Source organism: Psychrobacillus sp. FSL K6-1464 (assembly GCF_038003145.1).
In the GTDB taxonomy this organism is placed as follows: domain Bacteria; phylum Bacillota; class Bacilli; order Bacillales_A; family Planococcaceae; genus Psychrobacillus; species Psychrobacillus psychrotolerans.
Genome location: NZ_JBBOOP010000001.1, coordinates 644,664 through 664,438, shown reverse-complemented (window position 1 = coordinate 664,438; position 19,775 = coordinate 644,664). Strand labels below are relative to the sequence as shown.

At 37.0% G+C, this 19,775-nt stretch carries 22 protein-coding genes; 4 read left to right on the top strand and 18 right to left on the bottom strand.

The features are described from left to right. Window positions 1-7: 7 nt before the first annotated feature. From MKX39_RS03305 to MKX39_RS03290, 4 genes are all read right to left on the bottom strand, one after another. Window positions 8-1,381, bottom strand: a complete 1,374-nt coding sequence (locus MKX39_RS03305; RefSeq protein ID WP_340768261.1) for a S41 family peptidase — start codon at window positions 1,379-1,381, stop codon at window positions 8-10. A gap of 50 nt (window positions 1,382-1,431) precedes the next feature. Next, window positions 1,432-2,244 carry a flagellin N-terminal helical domain-containing protein gene (locus MKX39_RS03300; protein WP_340768260.1) on the bottom strand — a complete coding sequence of 271 codons (813 nt, stop codon included), beginning with the start codon at window positions 2,242-2,244 and terminating at the stop codon, window positions 1,432-1,434. A 414-nt stretch (window positions 2,245-2,658) separates the two neighbouring features. Continuing rightward, on the bottom strand, window positions 2,659-3,099 hold the full coding sequence (locus tag MKX39_RS03295) for a transcriptional regulator (protein WP_340768259.1): 441 nt from the start codon (window positions 3,097-3,099) through the stop codon (window positions 2,659-2,661). Between the two features lie 230 nt (window positions 3,100-3,329). Then, window positions 3,330-3,605, bottom strand: coding sequence for a hypothetical protein (locus MKX39_RS03290; RefSeq protein ID WP_340768258.1), 276 nt, complete (start codon window positions 3,603-3,605; stop codon window positions 3,330-3,332). A 264-nt stretch (window positions 3,606-3,869) separates the two neighbouring features. Between MKX39_RS03290 and MKX39_RS03285 the strand changes: the two genes are divergently transcribed. The 3 genes from MKX39_RS03285 to MKX39_RS03275 all read left to right on the top strand — a co-directional run bounded on the left by MKX39_RS03285 (window position 3,870) and on the right by MKX39_RS03275 (window position 8,698). Then, entirely contained in the window at window positions 3,870-4,268 is a 399-nt protein-coding gene (locus MKX39_RS03285) for a helix-turn-helix domain-containing protein (RefSeq protein ID WP_340768256.1), read from the top strand. 141 nt (window positions 4,269-4,409) lie between these two features. Continuing rightward, window positions 4,410-5,990: a hypothetical protein gene (locus MKX39_RS03280; protein WP_340761488.1), complete on the top strand. Its 1,581-nt coding sequence runs from the start codon at window positions 4,410-4,412 to the stop codon at window positions 5,988-5,990. Next, complete coding sequence (locus tag MKX39_RS03275; protein WP_093538695.1) at window positions 5,987-8,698, top strand: DEAD/DEAH box helicase; 2,712 nt, start codon at window positions 5,987-5,989, stop codon at window positions 8,696-8,698. The genes MKX39_RS03280 and MKX39_RS03275 overlap by 4 nt, the downstream gene beginning before the upstream one ends. Before the next feature lie 91 nt (window positions 8,699-8,789). Here MKX39_RS03275 and MKX39_RS03270 read toward each other — a convergent pair whose 3' ends face one another. Further along, a complete protein-coding gene (locus tag MKX39_RS03270) occupies window positions 8,790-9,185 on the bottom strand; it encodes a single-stranded DNA-binding protein (protein WP_340768255.1) in 396 nt (131 codons plus the stop codon). 254 nt (window positions 9,186-9,439) lie between these two features. Between MKX39_RS03270 and MKX39_RS03265 the strand changes: the two genes are divergently transcribed. Then, the gene (locus tag MKX39_RS03265; RefSeq protein WP_093538697.1) at window positions 9,440-9,865 is read left to right on the top strand and encodes a YwpF family protein; all 426 of its coding nucleotides are present in this window, start codon (window positions 9,440-9,442) and stop codon (window positions 9,863-9,865) included. Between the two features lie 249 nt (window positions 9,866-10,114). Here MKX39_RS03265 and MKX39_RS03260 read toward each other — a convergent pair whose 3' ends face one another. The 13 genes from MKX39_RS03260 to MKX39_RS03200 form a co-directional block, all read right to left on the bottom strand. Next, window positions 10,115-10,498 carry a hypothetical protein gene (locus MKX39_RS03260; RefSeq protein ID WP_340768254.1) on the bottom strand — a complete coding sequence of 128 codons (384 nt, stop codon included), beginning with the start codon at window positions 10,496-10,498 and terminating at the stop codon, window positions 10,115-10,117. A gap of 89 nt (window positions 10,499-10,587) precedes the next feature. Next, window positions 10,588-10,977 carry a hypothetical protein gene (locus MKX39_RS03255; protein ID WP_340768252.1) on the bottom strand — a complete coding sequence of 130 codons (390 nt, stop codon included), beginning with the start codon at window positions 10,975-10,977 and terminating at the stop codon, window positions 10,588-10,590. A 63-nt stretch (window positions 10,978-11,040) separates the two neighbouring features. Next, window positions 11,041-11,481 carry a 3-hydroxyacyl-ACP dehydratase FabZ gene (gene fabZ / locus MKX39_RS03250; protein ID WP_340768251.1) on the bottom strand — a complete coding sequence of 147 codons (441 nt, stop codon included), beginning with the start codon at window positions 11,479-11,481 and terminating at the stop codon, window positions 11,041-11,043. 28 nt (window positions 11,482-11,509) lie between these two features. Beyond that, complete coding sequence (locus MKX39_RS03245; protein ID WP_340768250.1) at window positions 11,510-11,785, bottom strand: DNA-directed RNA polymerase subunit beta; 276 nt, start codon at window positions 11,783-11,785, stop codon at window positions 11,510-11,512. 24 nt (window positions 11,786-11,809) lie between these two features. Further along, entirely contained in the window at window positions 11,810-12,649 is an 840-nt protein-coding gene (locus MKX39_RS03240) for a flagellar hook-basal body protein (protein ID WP_340768248.1), read from the bottom strand. 43 nt (window positions 12,650-12,692) lie between these two features. After that, the gene (locus MKX39_RS03235; RefSeq protein WP_340768246.1) at window positions 12,693-13,532 is read right to left on the bottom strand and encodes a flagellar hook-basal body protein; all 840 of its coding nucleotides are present in this window, start codon (window positions 13,530-13,532) and stop codon (window positions 12,693-12,695) included. A gap of 67 nt (window positions 13,533-13,599) precedes the next feature. Continuing rightward, window positions 13,600-14,592 carry a rod shape-determining protein gene (locus tag MKX39_RS03230; protein ID WP_093538703.1) on the bottom strand — a complete coding sequence of 331 codons (993 nt, stop codon included), beginning with the start codon at window positions 14,590-14,592 and terminating at the stop codon, window positions 13,600-13,602. 412 nt (window positions 14,593-15,004) lie between these two features. After that, a complete protein-coding gene (locus MKX39_RS03225) occupies window positions 15,005-15,277 on the bottom strand; it encodes a sporulation transcriptional regulator SpoIIID (protein WP_093538704.1) in 273 nt (90 codons plus the stop codon). A 68-nt stretch (window positions 15,278-15,345) separates the two neighbouring features. Beyond that, the gene (locus MKX39_RS03220) at window positions 15,346-16,011 is read right to left on the bottom strand and encodes a M23 family metallopeptidase (protein ID WP_093538705.1); all 666 of its coding nucleotides are present in this window, start codon (window positions 16,009-16,011) and stop codon (window positions 15,346-15,348) included. 31 nt (window positions 16,012-16,042) lie between these two features. Beyond that, the gene (spoIID, locus tag MKX39_RS03215; RefSeq protein ID WP_245762774.1) at window positions 16,043-16,936 is read right to left on the bottom strand and encodes a stage II sporulation protein D; all 894 of its coding nucleotides are present in this window, start codon (window positions 16,934-16,936) and stop codon (window positions 16,043-16,045) included. A gap of 346 nt (window positions 16,937-17,282) precedes the next feature. Further along, window positions 17,283-18,578, bottom strand: a complete 1,296-nt coding sequence (gene murA, locus MKX39_RS03210) for a UDP-N-acetylglucosamine 1-carboxyvinyltransferase (protein ID WP_340768245.1) — start codon at window positions 18,576-18,578, stop codon at window positions 17,283-17,285. 320 nt (window positions 18,579-18,898) lie between these two features. Further along, window positions 18,899-19,135, bottom strand: a complete 237-nt coding sequence (locus MKX39_RS03205) for a DUF1146 family protein (RefSeq protein ID WP_093538707.1) — start codon at window positions 19,133-19,135, stop codon at window positions 18,899-18,901. 223 nt (window positions 19,136-19,358) lie between these two features. After that, window positions 19,359-19,763: a F0F1 ATP synthase subunit epsilon gene (locus MKX39_RS03200; protein ID WP_093538708.1), complete on the bottom strand. Its 405-nt coding sequence runs from the start codon at window positions 19,761-19,763 to the stop codon at window positions 19,359-19,361. Between the last annotated feature and the right edge of the window lie 12 nt (window positions 19,764-19,775).

Below are 19,775 nucleotides of genomic sequence, written 5' to 3'. Positions count from 1 at the left end.
CCCCCTCTTATGGTTGAACAGTTACTTCCACATAAGCACCATTTCTCATCATAATTCCTGCATTTGTTTGGAATGTCGGATGAATGAGAAGTAGATAGGCTGCTCCTTTTTCTAGTGGTGCTGTTGGTGTGACAACGAACTGTTTTGATGATTTTGCTTTAATAGTAACCGGGACCTTGTTGATAGATCCTAATTTCACTAGTTCCACTTTTTGCTTTGTATTTTCTACTACAGTGCCGGAAAAAGTAATAGTGAATTGTTTCGTTGTCGGTACATTAAGTAATGCGGACATCTTTTTATAGTTTTTATATGATTCTACTAATGCGTCTTGATGCGCTTGTAATAATTCGTATCCAACTTCTGTTTCGTAGTTGGGCTTCACACCCTTTTTGTGAATAAGCGTTCCCTTAGGGCCAGTAAAGTTTGCAACTGTCAATTTTATAATTGATTCATCTGAAAGACTAAAGAATGATTGCATGGAACCTTTTCCATATGTAGTTTGACCATAGAGAGTTGCCGATTTTTGATCTAGTAATGCGGCTGCAGTCATTTCTGAAGCACTTGCACTATACCCATTCACCAGCACTTTCGTATTGGCAGGAAACAACGAGGGTTGCTTCGTCGATTTAGTTAATGTAGTCTCTTTTGTGGTAATAATTTTAAACGCATCAGGACTGTTTGGAAATAGACCAATAAGTTCTTCTGCTGTATGTACATATCCTCCGCCATTATTACGCAAGTCCAGTATAAATGAAGTTGCGCCCTTCTTTTCTAGATCCACTTTTGCTTTTTGTACAAGAACTGCTCCATCATCAGAAAATGAATTCATACTTATATAACCAACACTACCAGCTAAGAGTTCTTTTGTTACTACAGGAATCGTAAACTTCTTTCGCGTTATGTTAAATACTTGTTTGGAATTGTTACTGATCAATATCTGTAATTGGACGGCGGTTCCTTCTTTACCTGTAATCATCGAAGATGCTTGTTGTATTGACATACCATTAGTTGCGATACCATCAACAGAAAGGATAATATCACCAGGTGATATACCAGCTTGAGCAGCTGCTCCTCCTTCAAATGTGCCGATAACTTGAATTCCCTTCGGATGTTCTTCAATTGTCACTCCAATGCCAATCGTCGTATTATTGATGGAATTCGTGTATGCCTCAAATTCTTCCCTCGTAAAATAAGTAGAGTAGGGATCTAACTGTTTCATTATCTCATCAATAGAATCTATGTCTACTATATTAGAAGGAATTTCTCCTTTGTAGTACTCACTAACTAAACTTTTCACTTCATCCAGCGGTGCCGCTGATGAAGAAAACGGTGCTGAGATTAAACCGATAAAGATTACTGCAAGGACAGTAAACCTCTTCATCCCATTTCCCCCTTTTTGTTTTCTATAAACCTATCTTAACTGAAATAGTGTTACTTTAGTAGCTGTAGTACACTTTGTGCTTGCTGCATATGCAAGCTTAGGACATATTGGTTGGCTTGCATTAATATACTTGCTTTAGTGAGCGCCATCATTTCCTTTGCAATATCTACATCCCTAATTCTAGATTCGGCCGCAGTCAGGTTTTCTTCCATATTAAGTGCATTATTATATGCATGCTCCATACGATTTGTATATGCTCCCATTTTGGACCGTTCACTTGATACCTTTTGAATAGCTTTATCTAGCTCTTCCATTGCTTTATCTGCACCGTCTCTAGTAGAAATAGATAGATTCTGTATTCCAATATTAGTAGCACCCATATTGCCAAATGACAATTCAATAAATTGCCCTGCATTAGCACCTACTTGGATTTTAATAGAATTTTGGGAGCCATCTAATAAAGGCTTTGTATTAAATTCCGTATCTTTAGAAATTCTAGAGACTTCTTTTTTTAGTTCTTCAAACTCTATCGCCATTTGATCTCGATCTGAATTGGTCAGCGTATCATTAGCAGATTGAACACTAAGTTCTCTCATCCTTTGCAAAATAGAATGAGTTTCATTCAGCGCACCTTCTGCAGTTTGGACAAGGGAAATTCCATCTTGGATATTCCTCGAAGCCTGTCCAAGCCCCCGAATTTGGGCACGCATTTTTTCAGATATAGCTAGACCAGCTGGATCATCCCCCGCTCGATTGATACGATATCCAGAAGAAATACGTTCCATGGACTTATTTATCATTGCATATTGAGAGTTCATATTCCTTAAAATAGATAGTCCAGTAGAATTCCATTTCCCAAGCATCCTATCAACTCCCTTCATCGTTATATCGTCATATTTATATTATACTTCACATTTCTACACTATGCTTTTCTTACTGTATGTGAATATGAAGATTTAATTCGTTAAAAAGTGACTAACTCCTTCCTTTATTGGACAGGATAAGTGAAACTTTTGAACTTATTTTACGACAAATTAAATAATCGAGTTATTTCCCGGGAAATTGACAGGAAAGGAGCTTATATAAATGAAAATCGACAAGTTTGGATTTAATTGGGGGGATATTTTGTTTGGAGTACTCGGATCCAGTGGTTTTGTGTTGTTCCTTCACTTTTTTACCTCTTACTAATTTAGATAACACATAAAAACACCTACCGAAATATCTCTACTCGTTAGGTGTTTTCTATTTATTAAAGTTATACAATGTAACAGCCTCCGTTAATTTTCATTATACTGTTGTAGTTTGTTAAATAACTCCTCATCTCTCATCGTCAATGCAAAGTCAAACATGCGCTCTAAATTTTGTTCTTCTAGTAGTTTGATGACTTCTTCTGTTCCTTCAATTGATCCTTCTTCTGTATCAATTTGATTTGCTTCTTCTAAAATGGTTTGTAGATGTGTATGAATATCCGACACAAGCAATAATTGATAAAGTGGAAGTCGAATAAATCTATTCCCTTTTTGAAAAACAAATACTTCCGATAAATTTTCTACCTGTAATGTCTGCGCATTTAAAATAATCTCCTTGCCCTCTACCGGTATAAAATGAAAAAGCTCATCATCTTTCCTTATGGAAAAGTATTGATAGGCAAACACCATCTTTATACTGTTGCCTTCATACTTTGTATAAAATGGTTTCATTAATTGTACAAGTATCATATGCTACTCTCCTTTCGTTAATAGAATTTTCTGATTACTATTAGTTTATCACATTTTCTTTTTTTCGTGTAGTTAATGGCTTAAAATATTTGTCTGTTGAAAATAGGTTACTTACGCTGTACATTGGCTACTTTCCCTCAAGTATAATATACTCCCAAAACCGGACAATCCTCCAATTACGTATATGCCAAAAAGCGAATGTGGTACCCATTCGCTTTTTATGTGTGTCTTTATTTTCCCGTAGTTTTTGGTTTATTTCTTCCTTTTGCTATCGTAAAAAAACCAAACAACTTTGGATTATATTCAACGAGAAACGTGTTAAAGACTTTTTCTATAACTTTTGTTTGGTTAAGTTCTCCTTCATGTTCTAAGTAAAAAGATAATAAGTCGGCTTTATAATCTAATTTTAAATCATAAACCATGAAATCCTCTGCAACTATTTGATCAATCTGAGTCATCTCGTTTTCACTATATCCACTAAAATACTCTATATACTTTTTCTTCACACCAATAACCTTTACTTCTCCTTCATTTCTTCTTGCATGATTTCGCAGTAATGTTAAAAAAGACGGTATGTATAATTGTATTTTTTCGACTGCTATCTTCCCCTTTCCACGGAACTTATCCCTATATTTTCTATTTATGTTACTTGTTGTATATTCCTTATACTATAGATATTCATTCCTTTCATGGTTATCTCCAATTTGGCGATTTTTATTCATCTTCTCTTTAATTTCGCTATTCTTGCATTGTATATGGGAGGGATGAATTTGGCATTTTGGGAGCATTTGCGGGCTTATCGTGAAAAACTAGATATTACACAAACAGAAGCTGCTAAAGTATTAGGTATTGACCATTCCGCATTATCAAAATATGAAAAAGGCAGTCTTGGTATATCAATAGAGTTACTGACTAAAATAAAAGAAAAATATAAAATTCCAGACGAACAATTTTTATATATGCTTCAAGATAAGCGCTACAAAAGCGAAAACCCTATTTTAGAAGCGAGAGAAAGTAAAGCAAGATACATAGAAACTTTTCAAGATGAGTATGTAGATAAAGTTATCCACTTAAAAGAGTATCGTGATCTTACTATGGATATCGTCAATTTTGCGGACAATGACAAAGATCGAAGAAACTACATTTTAAATCGTTGGAAAAAAGATTAGAGCTTTTACTTATATCACTATAAGTAAAGGCTTTTTTGTTTTTACTAAGCCATTTATTCGAATTATTTTAGGTTCGGCTTTTAATAAGTAGGTTTTAAACGTATAATGGAAGGAAAGCCTTTTTTCTTAGGAGAGATCCGTTTGAACCTTACTACTTATCAAAAACTTGCATCCCATTATAATAAGCAAATCCATAAGTCTATGGATACGATTGCGAACAAGTTACATCCTTCTATGTTAGAGGATGAAGAGCTTGTTCGTCGTGCCGCTTTTTTTGTTCGTAATGGTGCGGTTTCTATATCGAATTATTTACCTCAAGAGCATCGAGTCGATTTTACGGTACGCGATGTAACGAATATTGAGGTGAACTATCATATTACAAAAGATAGTTTTCACTGTCCTTGTCCTATACACAAGCCGTGTAGACATATTGTGGCAGCGGTTTTCTACCTTTATCAACAAAATGATTCTTTGTCTACATGGATTTCTGATTGGCGTTCTAAAGCTGATCAAGTCCAATTGACTTTGCTAAAAGATGAACGTAGTCCTAGAAGTTGGGATATTATAGTCGAAAACTTTTTCCGTAAATTTATTTCGAATTACCCACCAACTAGTTTTTATTTACTTGAGTTTGCTATTCATGATTTAAAATCGCAAATTCGAAAGTCACGCCCATTTGAACGTGAATGGCAGCCTATTTTCGACGTATATGTAGAGCTTTCTATCCTCATAAAATCTTGGCCTTATATTGAACCTCTTGCACAGTCAAATATGCAAAATCGAGTTCTTCACTTTTTAAATGAGTATCTAGAAGAGCTTAATGATCATTTAAACCAATTATCTTCGAAGCCGCGAATGTTTGCAGCAGATCCTTTTTATGAAGAAATAATGGTGAGAGTTCAGCATTTTTACTTTGATATGGAAAACCTTGTACATTACCGAAAGCAAGTGTATCTATCCTTTTGGGAGGCACTCGTAACAGACAAAAATAAACGTCTGAAAGAAGTAAAATATTTAGAAGCCTTAGAAACTATAGAAGATGGTGTTCCTTTAAATATGGTACTTCCATACTTTTACTTAACTTTATCCATGACTGATGAACTATTATTAGCTGCGGAGAAAATGGAAGGAAACCAGTTACTTGAGTGGGTGGAAGTATGTGAAAAAGCACTTCAAACGGGTAAAAAAGAGTTAGGAACAAACTTGGCACGACAGCTACTGCCTCACGTCTCTTATTATTTAAACGAAGTTATACAAAATCCATCCCGAGTTATACTCATACGTCGATTAGAACTTTTATTTGATACGGTTCAGTTACACCCTGCAGAGTTAGAAAAATTATATCAATCATTTGGACTGTATGGTTTGCAGTCTTATTCGAATTTACTCATTAAGGAAAAGCGTTACTATGATTGGATGGCACTTCATCAATCGGCTAATTCTTCATTGGAGTATGCAGAAGCCTGTGGACTTTCGATTATTAAGGAAGAAGCTCCAGATGTATTACTTCCACTTTACCATGACTATGCAATGCGTTTCATCCAGGAGAAAAACCGTTATAGCTACAAACAAGCTGTCCGAATTTGGAAAAAGATGAAACAAGTTGCTAAAAAATCGAATAACATTGACTATTGGAATGATTACGTAGAAAATGTTCGCGAGAAGTATCGTCGTCTTCGTGCTTTGCAACAAGAAATAGAGAAAGGAAACCTGCCACTATGACTCAGCCTTTATCTATTACAAAAGAATTCCCTTTAAATGTTCATCCTTTAGAAAACGGACACTTTCGCTTAGCCTCGATCACTGTACCTGCTGAAAAATGGGTACCGTCCTTATATTTGAATCACCGAGAAAGTTTTTTCGGTCTAAACGCTCAAATAGAAGATAATGCACTAATTGCATCACCAGTTGAATTAGTCGAGCTTTTTTCTAGAAAAATGCATCCATTCACAGTGTTTGATGGTGTCAATGATGATTCAAATAATTGGCTAGATATCTTTAAAGAAACTGCAAAGGTTTGGGCAACTCCTGACTTATGGAATTTCATAAATATAGAAGAAAACGAACTTAATGTTACTGCTCCAATTACTGACAAAGGGCAAACACTCCTTGTGAACGCTGTGAAACAAAAACTGTTCCAAGCTGGTTTATCCATGGAGGATGTAGAAGCACTCATACCATTTTTCCAACGTGGAGGATGGCCGATAAAGTCTCAGACTACACATCCAAGCTTACTTGTCGCACTGAGATTGTCAGAACCAGAGGCAATGGAGGATACATGGCTTCTAGAAACAGTAGTCCGTGGGAAGAAAAGCAGTGTTTACTGGACACCTGCATATCGGAAAAAATCATTAGCTATTAGCGAAGCACTTCCAGATAAATGGAGTGAATTTAGTGATTATATAGAGGAAACACAGTCGAAGATATTTTCTCTTATCTCTTCGATTGATCGAATTAATACAGAAACATTCTATTCTTCTACATTAACAGATGAAGAAGTGCGGATGTTTCTTCGCGATGACTTAGTAAAACTGCAAGCATTAGGATTCGAAGTAGTTCTCCCAGCTTGGCTTAAAGCGGTTAAGGATACAAAAATGCGTGTAAAAACAGTTGCTAAGACAGCCAATTCTTATAAAACCACTGCTGGTTTAAATGAGATACTGCAATTTAACTGGAGTTTTTCTTTGAACGGACAAGAGATTTCAGCTGATGAGTTCCAACAAATGGTCACTGAAAATCGCTCGTTTATACAAGCTGGCAATGAATGGTTCCGTATTGATTCCGCATGGATGCATGAAGTTCGAGAGCTTATAAGAAAATCAGAGGATGAGAATTGGACAGTAAAAGAGTTGCTGTTCCGTGAAATTCCTGAAGAACTTGCTCTTGCACTTGATGACGATGAGGAAACGGATGTAGATCCGTTGTTTGCATTTGAAATGCAAAAGTCCTTGCAAACGATAATGACACAGCTATCAGAGAAAAAAGGATTTCCTGCAGTGGAAATCTCTCCTAACTTATTGACTACTTTACGCCCTTATCAACAGCAAGGGTTAGAGTGGCTTGTCTTCATGCGAAATGAAAAATTCGGAGCCTGCCTTGCCGATGATATGGGTCTTGGAAAAACAGTGCAGTTGATAGCTTACCTTCTGCATGTCCATGAGAATACAGAACAGCCCACCCCTTCGCTTATTATTTGTCCAACTTCTGTGTTAGGAAACTGGCAAAAAGAAATTGCGAAGTTTGCACCTTCACTTAAAGTGCAGACACATTATGGTTCTTCACGAACAAAAGAAATCGATTTAACAAGTGATGTTGTTCTTACTACATTTGGAACTGCCATGCAGGATATTGAATCACTTACAGAAATCACATGGACCAGTGTTACTTTAGATGAAGCACAGAACATTAAAAATATGCATACAAAACAATCTCGTGCTATCCGCAAGTTAACAGGTGGTCATCATATCGCTTTAACTGGGACACCCGTGGAAAATAGATTATCCGAACTATGGTCGATCTTTGACTTTATCCATAAAGGTTATTTGGGCTCGTTCCGTAAGTTCCAAGAAAATTATATAGCACTTATTGAACGGGATAATTCCGACGCTACGAAACATAAATTGCGTCTTAAAATTCAGCCTTTCTTACTAAGAAGAACGAAACAAGATCCTGAACTTCTGCTTAACTTACCTGAAAAGTTAGAGCAACGAGAGTACTGTGCGCTCACTACCGAGCAAGCTGCATTGTATGAATCGCTTATACAAGAAACTGTCAGCAAGCTTGACACATTGACTGGATTTGAGAAAAAAGGTCTCATTCTGAAAATGTTAAGTAAGTTGAAACAGCTTTGTAATCATCCTGCCCTTTACTTAAAAGAGCCATTTGATGATGCGGAGGATATGCTTGAGCGTTCCGAAAAATTAGCTCAAATTGTGACACTTGCTGGTGAGATTGCAGCACGTGGAGAGCAATGTCTAATCTTTACTCAGTATATTGGGATGGGTCATTTGCTTCAACATTGTTTAACGGAACTATATGAAATTGATGCTCCATTTTTGACTGGTAGTATGCCTAAAAATCAGCGTGATCATTTGGTAGAAGCATTCCAGGCTAAAGAGTTCCCAGTATTCCTATTATCCTTGAAGGCTGGTGGAACTGGCTTAAATCTGACTGCTGCTAGCCATGTACTCCATGCCGATCGTTGGTGGAATCCTGCAGTAGAAAATCAAGCGACAGATCGTGCTTATCGTATTGGACAGACAAACTTTGTACATGTCCATAAGTTCATCACGATTGGTACAATTGAAGAGAAAATTGATAAATTACTCGTCGAGAAACAAGCTTTATCAGAGGAGTTAATCCATTCTAGTCAGTGGATCACTGAAATGTCTGATAATGATATTAAAGAATTACTGACATTGTCTATTTAATCGTTTTTATTAAAACCCTGACCAATAAAATTTTTGGTCAGGGTTTTCCTCTTTTGATAATCATTGACTAAGATTGCGGTCTTATCAATCATTAAACTGGTAGTTGGTTTGGTGTTACTGGAAATTCAAAATCACTCTCACTATTCGTCTTTATTGATTGTCCGGGTTGCTCCTCGTCTCGTTTCTTTGTTGCTAAAAATCGGATGTCCTCCACAACTATTTCTGTAACGAATACCCTTGCTCCAGCTTCCTTCTCATACGATCTTGTATTGAGTCTGCCTGTTATCCCCACCAGCGACCCTTTGCCACAATACTTAACTGTTGTTTCCGCGAGCTTCCCCCAAATTGTACATAATACAAAGTCCGCTTCATCATTTTTATAGCTTTTATTTACGGCGACGATGAAATTCGTTTGCATTCTCCCCTCAGATAAATGCTTTAATTGTGGAGATTTCGTCATACGTCCGATTATTGAAACAGTGTTCAATCTGCCACCTCCTTTACTGTTAGCACTATCATACTGTCAGTGTAAATTGTTGGCAAAAGCTAACAATTCATTTTCCAACCCGTTTTCAGGCTAAAAATAGCATTCTAAAAAATTCTTTTTTTATAACTCCACCTATAGATGGTTTTGAACTTTTCAATAATGCTATTTTGGTAGTTTGTACAATTATTTTTTTCCACTGAATTACCTATGTTATAATGAGAACTAATTAATGCTTTTCCAAAGGGGATTTGTACATGAAAACATTCAAAATGATTTCAGTGAGTATTATTTCAGATCATGAAGAAGTTCCAATAGCCATTGAAGATGGTATCGTTATTAACCAAGAAAACTCTAGCCGTTCATGGATTTTAGAACTATTTACGGACCAAAATTACGAAGCATATTTCAATGAATTAAAAATGTCTAACAAGGTATATGTTGTGAAAGTGATAATTTCCTATCCAGAAAATGAGCCTGCTCATTTTGAAGTGGTAACCTATTCTGTGAAACAAATCGGCGATCATCTATCTGTGTTGCTTAGAGGTACGCTAAAACGCGTCAGAAGAAAGTATGCTGAGTCGTTGCTAGCAGAACTAATCGAAGACGGCTTAACGGGGGAAGATTTACTTTCTAAGTTTGAAAGCGATATGAAAACACGACCTGCCTTAAAGGATGATTAATAATTTTGAGATAGCAAAATCCCTGTTAAACACTGCCGGGATTTTTTTGTTGAAAATTTATTGAGCATTTTTGTAGTATGTTGTTTACTTGCGGTCCTATGATTTTAACTTTCTTAATTTATTTGGGTTACTTCCTATGTTTAGCGGCGGCTTTCATTGCGTTTTATTAGCGAAACGGGATTCTTTCCCATTAAAAAAGATGCTGACCCTAATTTTTAGGAGTCAGCATCTTCTTTGATCATTCAATTACTATTTATTAGCATCCTTATCATCAATTAACTCGTCATCATCGTGGTCAGTGCTTGGTTCTTTAATCCATTTGCCATCGTTTGGTACATTTCCGTTATCCGTTCCAGTACCATCAACATTATCATTGATACCTGGTTCGCCGTTCATTGTCCCATTGTCCATTGTTCCATTATTAGTTCCACCATTGATGTTGCCATCGTTTACCGTTCCATTCCCACCGTTATCCATTCCGTTGTTTGTGTTCGGCGATGGAGTATTAATATCGTCTCGAACATCCTCCATTGGAGTTTCGTTGTTGTCAGGAATTACCTCATCATCATTGTTGTTACACCCAACTAATAGAAAAGAGCATAACGCTACAGTAGGAATGACTTTTTTCCACATAAAAAAATTCCTCCTTTCTTAGATATCGTCATCACTTATTTGTGACTTACGATAGGTTATCCAAGAAAAAAGGAACTATCCTATGGGATTTATACCTGTTTTTGCATTTCGTTCAAAAGTGCTTCTACGTATAAAGCTTCTGCTTTACAGCCATATTTAAAATGAGTATCTAATTTTTCTTGCATGATTTCAATCGAAGCAATTAACTCTTCATTAATAGGCTCTGACAAAATTTTCTCAATTATAGTATTTATTTTTAGTGCTATTTCTTCATGGAATTCCGGACTCTCTTTAATCTCTTGTGGAACTTTCTGAAACCAAGTCGCAGACTCAACTATATATACTTGCCAACTTTTCACGAAGTCCTCTATACTAAAAAGTTCTTCATCCCATTTGATATTAGTCATATAAATTTCAAATGCCTTTGTAATTGATCTAGTAATACTACTTTTAATCCCTGCTGATAACTCATTATACATGAAACATAAAACCTCCTACTTTATCACAAATCTATATAATCCAACTAATTATATTTAAACAAATTATTCTTTCTCTACTACAGGTCCTAGTGCAAAAAGTATGTCTGTTTCACAAACTAATTCTCCATCTACTGTTGCGATTCCGTGACCTTTTCCCATTGGTCCACGAAGTTTTGTTAATTCAACTTCTAATTTCAGCTGGTCGCCAGGTTTCACTTGGCGCTTAAATCGACAATTATCAATTCCAGTAAAGAACGCAAGTCTTCCTTTATTTTCTGGGATTTGAAGAACTGCGACAGCTCCTACTTGAGCAAGAGCTTCTACGATTAGTACTCCAGGCATTACTGGATATCCTGGAAAATGACCATTGAAGAATTCTTCGTTAATCGTTACATTTTTTAGCCCTACCGCACGTTTACCTTCTTCTAATTCTAGAATTTTATCTATCATAAGAAATGGATAGCGATGCGGTAAAATTGCTTGAACTTGCTCTGTTGTTAACATAGAATCATCCTCCAATAAATCATCGTTATTATTTGCCATCTTTAATATCAATCATATGCTGATAGGTTTCCCATTTTAATGCATTTTTCGGTTCGCCTTCGCCTAGAAGACCATATCCTACCATTAACCCTGCCATCCCTGTTCCAACTAAGAGTAGAATTACGAATAGTATACGCAACCATATGGGGAACATGCGGATTTGAACCCATTTGGTTGGCCCAGTCTTTTCAGCTTGCTTTATTGTTTTTTGCCCTTTTTCTAATCTACGCTGTTGTCTAGCAGAAATTTTACTTTCTTCTGTCATAAACACAACTCCTTACACGAATAATTATCTAATGCCATTAATAAGTCCCATCATCTGATCCGCTATTGTAATAGAACGAGCATTGAACTGATAAGAACGTTGTGCTGTCATTAGGTCTGTCATCTCTTTAGATGTATCCACATTAGACAACTCTAACATACCATTTGCCATAGCTATTTCTCCGCGGTTTGCACCTTGTAAATCTGTCATAATTTCCTCTGCGTTTAACCCTAACTCTTCTAGGTTATTTGGCATTGCAATATACGTTCCAGATAGTTGCTCCATTGCATTTGGCTTTTGTAGTACAGAAACCGCTAATTCGCGTTGTTGTGTAGTTCCGTCTGGATATGTTGCTGTTAAAATTCCTGTTTCATTTATACTAAAATCCGTAACACCATCCGGAATGGTTATTGCTTGTCCCCCTGCATTAGCGACTGGGTAACCATCACCGTTCACTAGCATAAGCTGTCCATTTTCCATTGGCGAAACATAAAAGGCCCCTTGACGCGTATAAGCTGTCTGTTGTCCGTTTTCTCCATCCGGCATAAGCACATTAAAGTATTGCTTTGGCTCTTGAAAAGCAAAATCTAAATTACGGTCGGTAGATTGGAGACTACCTTGCTTCCAGTTCATCTGCGTCTGCGCAAGTGCTGCACCAACACCGTAGCGAATTCCTGTAGGTGAATCTCGTTCGACTTTATCTAATTTATCGTTATTGTATTGTTGATATAATAGTTCTTGGAATTTAGCATCTTTTGCTTTGTAGCCATGCGTACCGGTATTGGAAAGGTTATTCCCAATGATATCTATCTGGCTTTGCAGTTGCGACATTGTGTTCGTCGCTGTAATCAACGTGCGTAGCATTTAAGCCTACCTCTTTTCATTGTTAAAGATTGTAATAGCTTTATTAATTCACACGGCCTACTTCGTTAACAGCTTTGTCCATACTTCTATCGTATGCTTGAAGTACTTTTTGGTTTGCTTCAAATGCACGATAAGCAGTTAACATATCAGTCATTGTTCTAGCGGTATCCACATTTGAACCTTCAATATACCCTTGTTGCATCGTAAAAGTAACATTATCTATGTCATAAGCAGATGGGAGATCAGTACCATCAACTGATCGGTATAGTCCATTATCTTGCTTTACAAGTGTATTTGGTTGACTAGAAAAAGATACACCAATTCTGGCTACTGCCACATTATCTACTAAAATCTGACCACTTGAATCTACCTGGAAATCATCATTTTGTAGCTGAATCCGTTGACCTTCTGAATCCAATACATGTAGGCCTTGCGGATTCGTTAAGTATCCTGCACCATCTAGTGTGAAATTCGCATTTCGCGTGTATGCCTCTCCTTCAGTAGGATGCTGCAAACGATAAAATACGGCTCCTGTTTGTCCTGTTTCTTCATCCACTGGCAGGGAACCATCGATTAGTGCTATATCTGTATTTAAGTCTGTTTGCAGAAGTTGGCCTTGAGACATCAATGCCATTGTTTCTTGCATATACACACCTGTACTTAAAGCCCCTACCTGAGAATCATATTTACCACTAATAGGATCCTTTGTTGGAATTTGAGTCGGTCCAAGTCTAGACATCAGCATTTCCGGAAATGAGCGTATCGTCGATTGGTCTGCTTTGAACCCTGGTGTATTGGCATTTGCCATATTATTTGTTAATAATTCTGTTCGACGCTGTTGTGCAATCATTCCTGATGCAACTGTAGTAAATCCACGGAACATAAAAAAGCCTCCTTTATCTAATGCAATAAGCATACGGGCATTTTTTCGCTCCGCAGATACTGTGCATTTATCTTCTTGATATTTTGTCAATATTATCTAACATAATCCCAGTTCCTATTGCGACACAATCCATTGGATTTTCAGCTATGAATACCGGTACTTTTAACTCTTCCATCAACAAATGGTCCATTCCGTGTAAAAGAGCTCCGCCTCCTGTAATGATTACTCCACGATCAATAATATCCGCGGATAGCTCAGGTGGTGTTTTTTCTAATACATTTTTAGCTGCTTGAACAATACCCGACACCGATTCTCGTAATGCTTTTTCTATTTCTTCCGAGCCAATAGTTATTGTTCTAGGAAGTCCAGTGACCATATCCCGCCCACGAATATCCATCTCTTCATGGCGACTGTCAGGGAAAACAGTACCTATTTCAATTTTAATATTTTCTGCAGTACGTTCCCCTATTAGAAGCTTGTACTCTTTTTTAATATATTGGAGAATGTCATTATCAAAAACATCTCCCGCAATTTTAATCGATTCACTTGTAACGATATCACCCATGGAAAGTACTGCAACATCTGTTGTACCTCCACCGATATCAACAACCATATTACCACTCGGTTGGAAAATATCCATTCCCGCTCCAATTGCGGCTACTTTTGGCTCTTCTTCTAAATAGATTTTCTTGCCACCAGACTTCTCAGCTGCTTCACGTATTGCCTTTTGTTCTACACTAGTAATGTTTGTTGGGCAACAGATTAAAATACGAGGTTTAGATAAGAATCCTTTTACATTTAATTTATTGATAAAATGCTTAAGCATTGCTTCTGTCACGTCAAAATCAGCAATTACACCATCTTGTAGTGGTCGAATTGCTATAATATTCCCTGGAGTTCTTCCGACCATTTGTCTTGCTTCTTCACCAACAGCAAGTACTTTTTTTGTGTTTCTATCTATAGCAACGACTGAGGGTTCGTTTAAAACAATCCCTTTTCCTTTTACATGTATTAAAACATTTGCTGTACCTAAATCTATTCCTATATCCTTTGCAAACATTACTGTTGTTTCTCCTTCCTTGCTAAAACCATTATGTATATTAGTCGATCTGTTTCTAACTTTAAATTTTATCATAGTTCTATTAGAAATACACGTTATTTAACAATAAAATCTGTGAAAAAATGGCATGAAACTAGTGTCTAAATAACTATTATGATGTGCAACTATAGATTTATTTCCAGATGAGGTAATTTTATAAGAACTTGGACAGAATTGAGTTAAAGAATCGACTTTAAGGAGAGGAGTGGACGAGCACTGAGGCTGCAGCAGAATGATTGAAACAGATGAAATCTCACATTGCTCCACCTGCGGATAGCACGCAACTGGAACGGAATTCAACTTTTTTATTATTTAGCAAGCTTTTATTAATTGAATCTACTAAGAAATAATAAGAAAAAGCCGTGATCAGTTACTAATCACGACATCTTCTATCTTCTTTTCTAGTTTTCCACTTTCTTTTCGTCGCTTCTCCACCTCGTAAATGCCTGACAGATTTATGATACGCTAAAATTTCTTTTACTTCTTTTGCCAATTGCGGATCTACTAAGTGGAGTCTTTCCGTCAAATCCTTGTGCACAGTGCTTTTGGAATGACCGGTTGTGCTTGCGATTGCACGGACAGTTTTTTTAGTCTCAATGACCATCTCACCTAAACGTATGCATCTATGACGAATCGTTTCGTGCACTAACTCTTCCTTTCGTTAGTAAAGGAACACTTTCCATCAATTTATGCATACGCTTTAGTTATTATGAATTAAAATGCTAGCAAGGTCTCTGGATTTACTAAAACACCATCTTGCAGTACTTCAAATTGTAAATGAACTCCAGCTGTTGGGTTCCATTCATTCTCTGTAGCCGTTGCAAGTGAGTCTCCTTGTTCTACCACGTCTCCAACTTTTACTAGAATACCAGTGACTGAGCGATATTTGGTTACCATACCATTTGCATGTGACAAGACGATTTCATCCCCAACAAATGGATCTAAATTGACTGCTTCTACTTTTCCACTCATTGCTGCAACTACTTCAAACGGTTCACTATTCATAGTTAGAGATACGCCTGTATTCATTACATAACTATGATCGAATACGAGTATCGACTTTTCTCGAGTCGACTCATCCGCTTCCATATCGTAAAAATGCTGTACGATTTCCACGTTATCTAGCAGAGTCTCTTTAAAAGGGTATTTCATCGATTCTGCTTGGGCATTTGTTTCAATCGTTACTGAGTTGGGGTCCTTACTTGCATCTGTCCATTCTGAGTCTTTTACAGAATCATCGCTGACGTACACATTATAGCCCCAAATCATACCTACAAAAGCTACCGAAAAACCTGCATAAATCAGTGGCCAAAACCATGGCTTTTTCGGGGTATTATTGTTCTTCTTCTGAGAAGTATTGTTCTTTTGTTCTTCTCTCATTTTCATCACCTCTATTTGCATTGTTTGCAAATCAAGGAGATTTTAAACATGGTGAGAATTTTTTTATTTCTGTACCTTTGTAATAATGAAGTAAAATGTCTGCTGCCAATACAGAATCGTTAGCAAGCACTTCCGCACCGTACTGACTCATCCCCACGCCGTGTCCATATCCAACCGTGTCAACTATTACTTTATCAGACTGAAAAGTTACGGTGAAGTCAGTAGAGGGTAGTCCTAAAAGTGTTCGAACTTCACGGCCTGTCCATGTCTTACCATTCATCTGAACAGATTCTACCCGGTCCGTATCCGTTTTTGTTATTTTAAAAGTTTTAGGTATGTTTGCTGTCCATTTCATATTAAAAGCTTTTGACCATTCTCCATGGGTAAATTCAAATTGCTTTGTTCTATTTAGAGCATATAGTTCCTCCGATTCACTTGGAACAGAGACTAAGTAAGGAATAGAATTACCACTATAATTTTCTGCACTTTCTGTTTGACCGTTGCTAGAAGAGAAGAACATCGCAGTAATTAGTTGGTCTTTATAGACAATAATTTCTCCCTCTGTGGCAGCGATGACCTTTTTAAGTTTGTCCTCATATTGTTGGAAGGACTCCCCCCACTTTTTCTTCCGATCTTCCTCACTAACGTATACTTGCTTTAATACTGTTTTGTCTATTGGTTTTTGACCATATTTCGTATCTCTTAATACATATGTCCTTGCTGCTATAGATTGCGCCTTTAATGCCTCTTCATGAAACGTAACAGGCATTTCAGCTGCCACTACTCCAAGAACATAAGTTTCTAAAGGAATCTTCTCCTTAACCCCTTTCACTTCGATTAGTATTGGACAAGCAATTTCGAGTTCCGATGTTGGCGGTGGTACCGTTTCTTCTTGTGGTTTTTCTTTTATTAATAAAAACGGCAAAAACAGGAGGGCTATGCATAGGATTATAAAGAGTATGTTTTGTTTCATAGAGTTACTATATGCACATATTAAGAGACTGATGATTAGATTAGAAGATAATCTATATAAGAGGAGGTTAAGTTTTATAAATATATACTTGCTCTGATGGGTCATTTACTTGCGAAACGATCATTCTTCCATTTAGTAAAACTGGATTTATCAATGCGGAGATTAGTTTTAATCTCTCTGTCCTTTGGATAGGAGATTTATTATCTTACTCGCGGACATTGGTGGGACTCATCCACGCTGTTTTTTTCACTAAAAAAGCACTTTACATGTATAGATGTAAAGTGCTTTTCATATAGTATTATACTAATTGTACGGCTTTCTCTGACGATTCGCTACCGATACGTTCGATATCTGCACCTAATGCCGCTAATTTTTTATCAAAATCGACATATCCTCTATCGAGGTGATACAGCTCTGTAACGCGTGTAATTCCTTCAGCCACTAATCCTGCAAGAATAAGTGCTGCTGCCGCTCTAAGGTCGGTTGCTGCAACTTCTGCGCCTTGTAGGTCAGATGGGGACTCCATTATGACAGAACGGCCTTCGATCTTCATGTTACCATTCATTCTGCGGAACTCTTCCACATGCATGAAACGATTTTCGAATACGGTTTCTGTAATGATGCCAGTTCCGTGAGCAGTCATCATTAATGCCATCATTTGAGATTGCATATCTGTTGGGAAACCAGGATGTGGCATCGTTTTGATGTCAACTGACTTAAGATCTCCTCCAGAAATTACACGAAGACCATGGTCCTCTTCGGTAATTTCAATGCCCATTTCTTGCATTTTAGATATAAGTGCTGTCATATGTTCAGGTACTGCATTTTCAATAAGGACATTGCCTTTTGTAATAGCTGCAGCTACCATAAATGTTCCAGCTTCAATTCGATCCGGAATAATATGGTGCTCTGTGCCGTGTAATTCTTCTACTCCTTCAATTCGAATAGTGTCGGTTCCTGCACCTTTTACCGAACCGCCCATCTCATTGATGAAGTTAGCTAAATCGACAATTTCCGGTTCTTTAGCAGCATTTTCGATAATTGTTGTACCTTCTGCTAATGCTGCAGCGGTCATAATATTTTCAGTAGCACCTACGCTTGGAACATCTAAATAAATTTTAGCACCTTGTAGGCGTCCCTTAGTAGTTGCTTCAACAAAACCATGTCCAAAGGAAATTACCGCACCCATTGCTTCAAAACCTTTTAAATGCTGATCAATCGGACGTGATCCAATTGCACAACCTCCTGGAAGAGCTACACGAGCAAAACCATTTCGCGCTAAAATTGGACCCATAACAAGTATAGATGCGCGCATTTTACGTACATACTCGAATTGGGCTTCACTAGATAACTTTTCTTGAGAATCAATTATTACTTCATTTTTTTCAGGATTATAAATTACTTCTGTATTTAAACTTTTCAGTACTTCATTAATAGTCAAAACATCTGCAAGTGTCGGTACATCTTTAATAACATTTTTGCCTTTAGTAGCTAGTAGAGCTGCAGCTAGTACTGGTAGTACAGCATTCTTTGCACCTTCTACACGTACCTTCCCGTTTAACGTTTGGCCGCCTTTAACAACAATTTTGTCCACTACTTTCCCTCCGCGTTCATTATCCATTTGCTTTATATAAAAGAATACGTATGATGTCATTTTTTAGGTATTCAAAACAATATTCATCATACAACGTAATTCGACTACATACAAGCATCTAAAACACTATTTTTGAGCTTTTCGATTATTTTTCTTGTTCTATTATACGTATTACCCAGCCATTTCGTGTAGATAATTTTAAAATACCCATAGTGTAAGCTAGTAAACCTATCTCAACAAAAAATTTCCCAGGAAATACGTGCAGATTCTACATGCTCATACAAACTTTTCCATAATTTGCATGAGCATATAGGATCTGTTTAGTCAAACAAAAATGGAAGCTGGTTTGACCAATTTGTCAGATTCAAGAAAAAATTTGCGACGATGGAGCCAATCACAATACTTGCTAAAATATAAAATAGTTGGGCTTGAAACACCCGATTTTTCTTTATTATCTTGTCCATCATTAATGCCTGTAACGCATAGAAAGATATTCCAATAAAAAAGACATTAGCAAGTATTGCGATTAGTGCTTGTTCACTACTTAATAATCCCATTTATATTCCTCCTATTTTAGGCAATAGTAAAAAAAAAGCAGACAGAAAGAATTCTGCCCGCTTTATTTTAAATCAAATACGCCTAGGCTATTAGGTCACAATTATATAGAGTTGTTAGCCTACAAGTGTAAGCTAACAATCTTTCATCGAGCTACTTTAGCAAGATAAATATAATCTGTGGCTACCGCCAGAGACTTTAAAGTTATTCCATAAAGAAATAAACTTAAAAATTACCCTCATGAACGTTGATACGATTCATCGCACGTTTCAATGCAAGCTCAGCACGGCTATGATCGACCGAGTCTTGTTTACTTTGAATACGTTCTTCTGCACGTTTCATCGCTTCTTTAGCACGAGCTAAATCGATACTTGAAGCAACCTCAGCAGATGTTGCTAAGATCGATACCTTTTCAGGTCGAACTTCTACAAATCCACTGCTTACTGCTACGTACTCTGTTTTTGCCTCTTTTTTCAATTTTATTGCACCTACTACAAGTGGTGCAACCATTGGAATATGGCCAGGTAAAATACCGATTTCACCAGATGCTGTTTTTGCGATAATCATGTCTACTTCAGAATCGTATACCGGGCCGTCGGGAGTGACAATATTGACTGTAAGTGTCTTCATATTTTTACCTCC

Excerpts from the sequence above, each read along its gene's own strand:
- MKX39_RS03305 (WP_340768261.1), bottom strand. The coding sequence starts at position 1,381 with ATGAAGAGGTTTACTGTCCTTGCAGTAATCTTTATCGGTTTAATCTCA.
- MKX39_RS03300 (WP_340768260.1), bottom strand. The coding sequence starts at position 2,244 with ATGCTTGGGAAATGGAATTCTACTGGACTATCTATTTTAAGGAATATG.
- MKX39_RS03295 (WP_340768259.1), bottom strand. The coding sequence starts at position 3,099 with ATGATACTTGTACAATTAATGAAACCATTTTATACAAAGTATGAAGGC.
- MKX39_RS03275 (WP_093538695.1), top strand. The coding sequence starts at position 5,987 with ATGACTCAGCCTTTATCTATTACAAAAGAATTCCCTTTAAATGTTCAT.
- MKX39_RS03265 (WP_093538697.1), top strand. The coding sequence starts at position 9,440 with ATGAAAACATTCAAAATGATTTCAGTGAGTATTATTTCAGATCATGAA.
- MKX39_RS03260 (WP_340768254.1), bottom strand. The coding sequence starts at position 10,498 with ATGTGGAAAAAAGTCATTCCTACTGTAGCGTTATGCTCTTTTCTATTA.
- MKX39_RS03255 (WP_340768252.1), bottom strand. The coding sequence starts at position 10,977 with ATGTATAATGAGTTATCAGCAGGGATTAAAAGTAGTATTACTAGATCA.
- fabZ (WP_340768251.1), bottom strand. The coding sequence starts at position 11,481 with ATGTTAACAACAGAGCAAGTTCAAGCAATTTTACCGCATCGCTATCCA.
- MKX39_RS03245 (WP_340768250.1), bottom strand. The coding sequence starts at position 11,785 with ATGACAGAAGAAAGTAAAATTTCTGCTAGACAACAGCGTAGATTAGAA.
- MKX39_RS03240 (WP_340768248.1), bottom strand. The coding sequence starts at position 12,649 with ATGCTACGCACGTTGATTACAGCGACGAACACAATGTCGCAACTGCAA.
- MKX39_RS03235 (WP_340768246.1), bottom strand. The coding sequence starts at position 13,532 with ATGTTCCGTGGATTTACTACAGTTGCATCAGGAATGATTGCACAACAG.
- MKX39_RS03230 (WP_093538703.1), bottom strand. The coding sequence starts at position 14,592 with ATGTTTGCAAAGGATATAGGAATAGATTTAGGTACAGCAAATGTTTTA.
- MKX39_RS03220 (WP_093538705.1), bottom strand. The coding sequence starts at position 16,011 with ATGAGAGAAGAACAAAAGAACAATACTTCTCAGAAGAAGAACAATAAT.
- MKX39_RS03205 (WP_093538707.1), bottom strand. The coding sequence starts at position 19,135 with ATGGGATTATTAAGTAGTGAACAAGCACTAATCGCAATACTTGCTAAT.
- MKX39_RS03200 (WP_093538708.1), bottom strand. The coding sequence starts at position 19,763 with ATGAAGACACTTACAGTCAATATTGTCACTCCCGACGGCCCGGTATAC.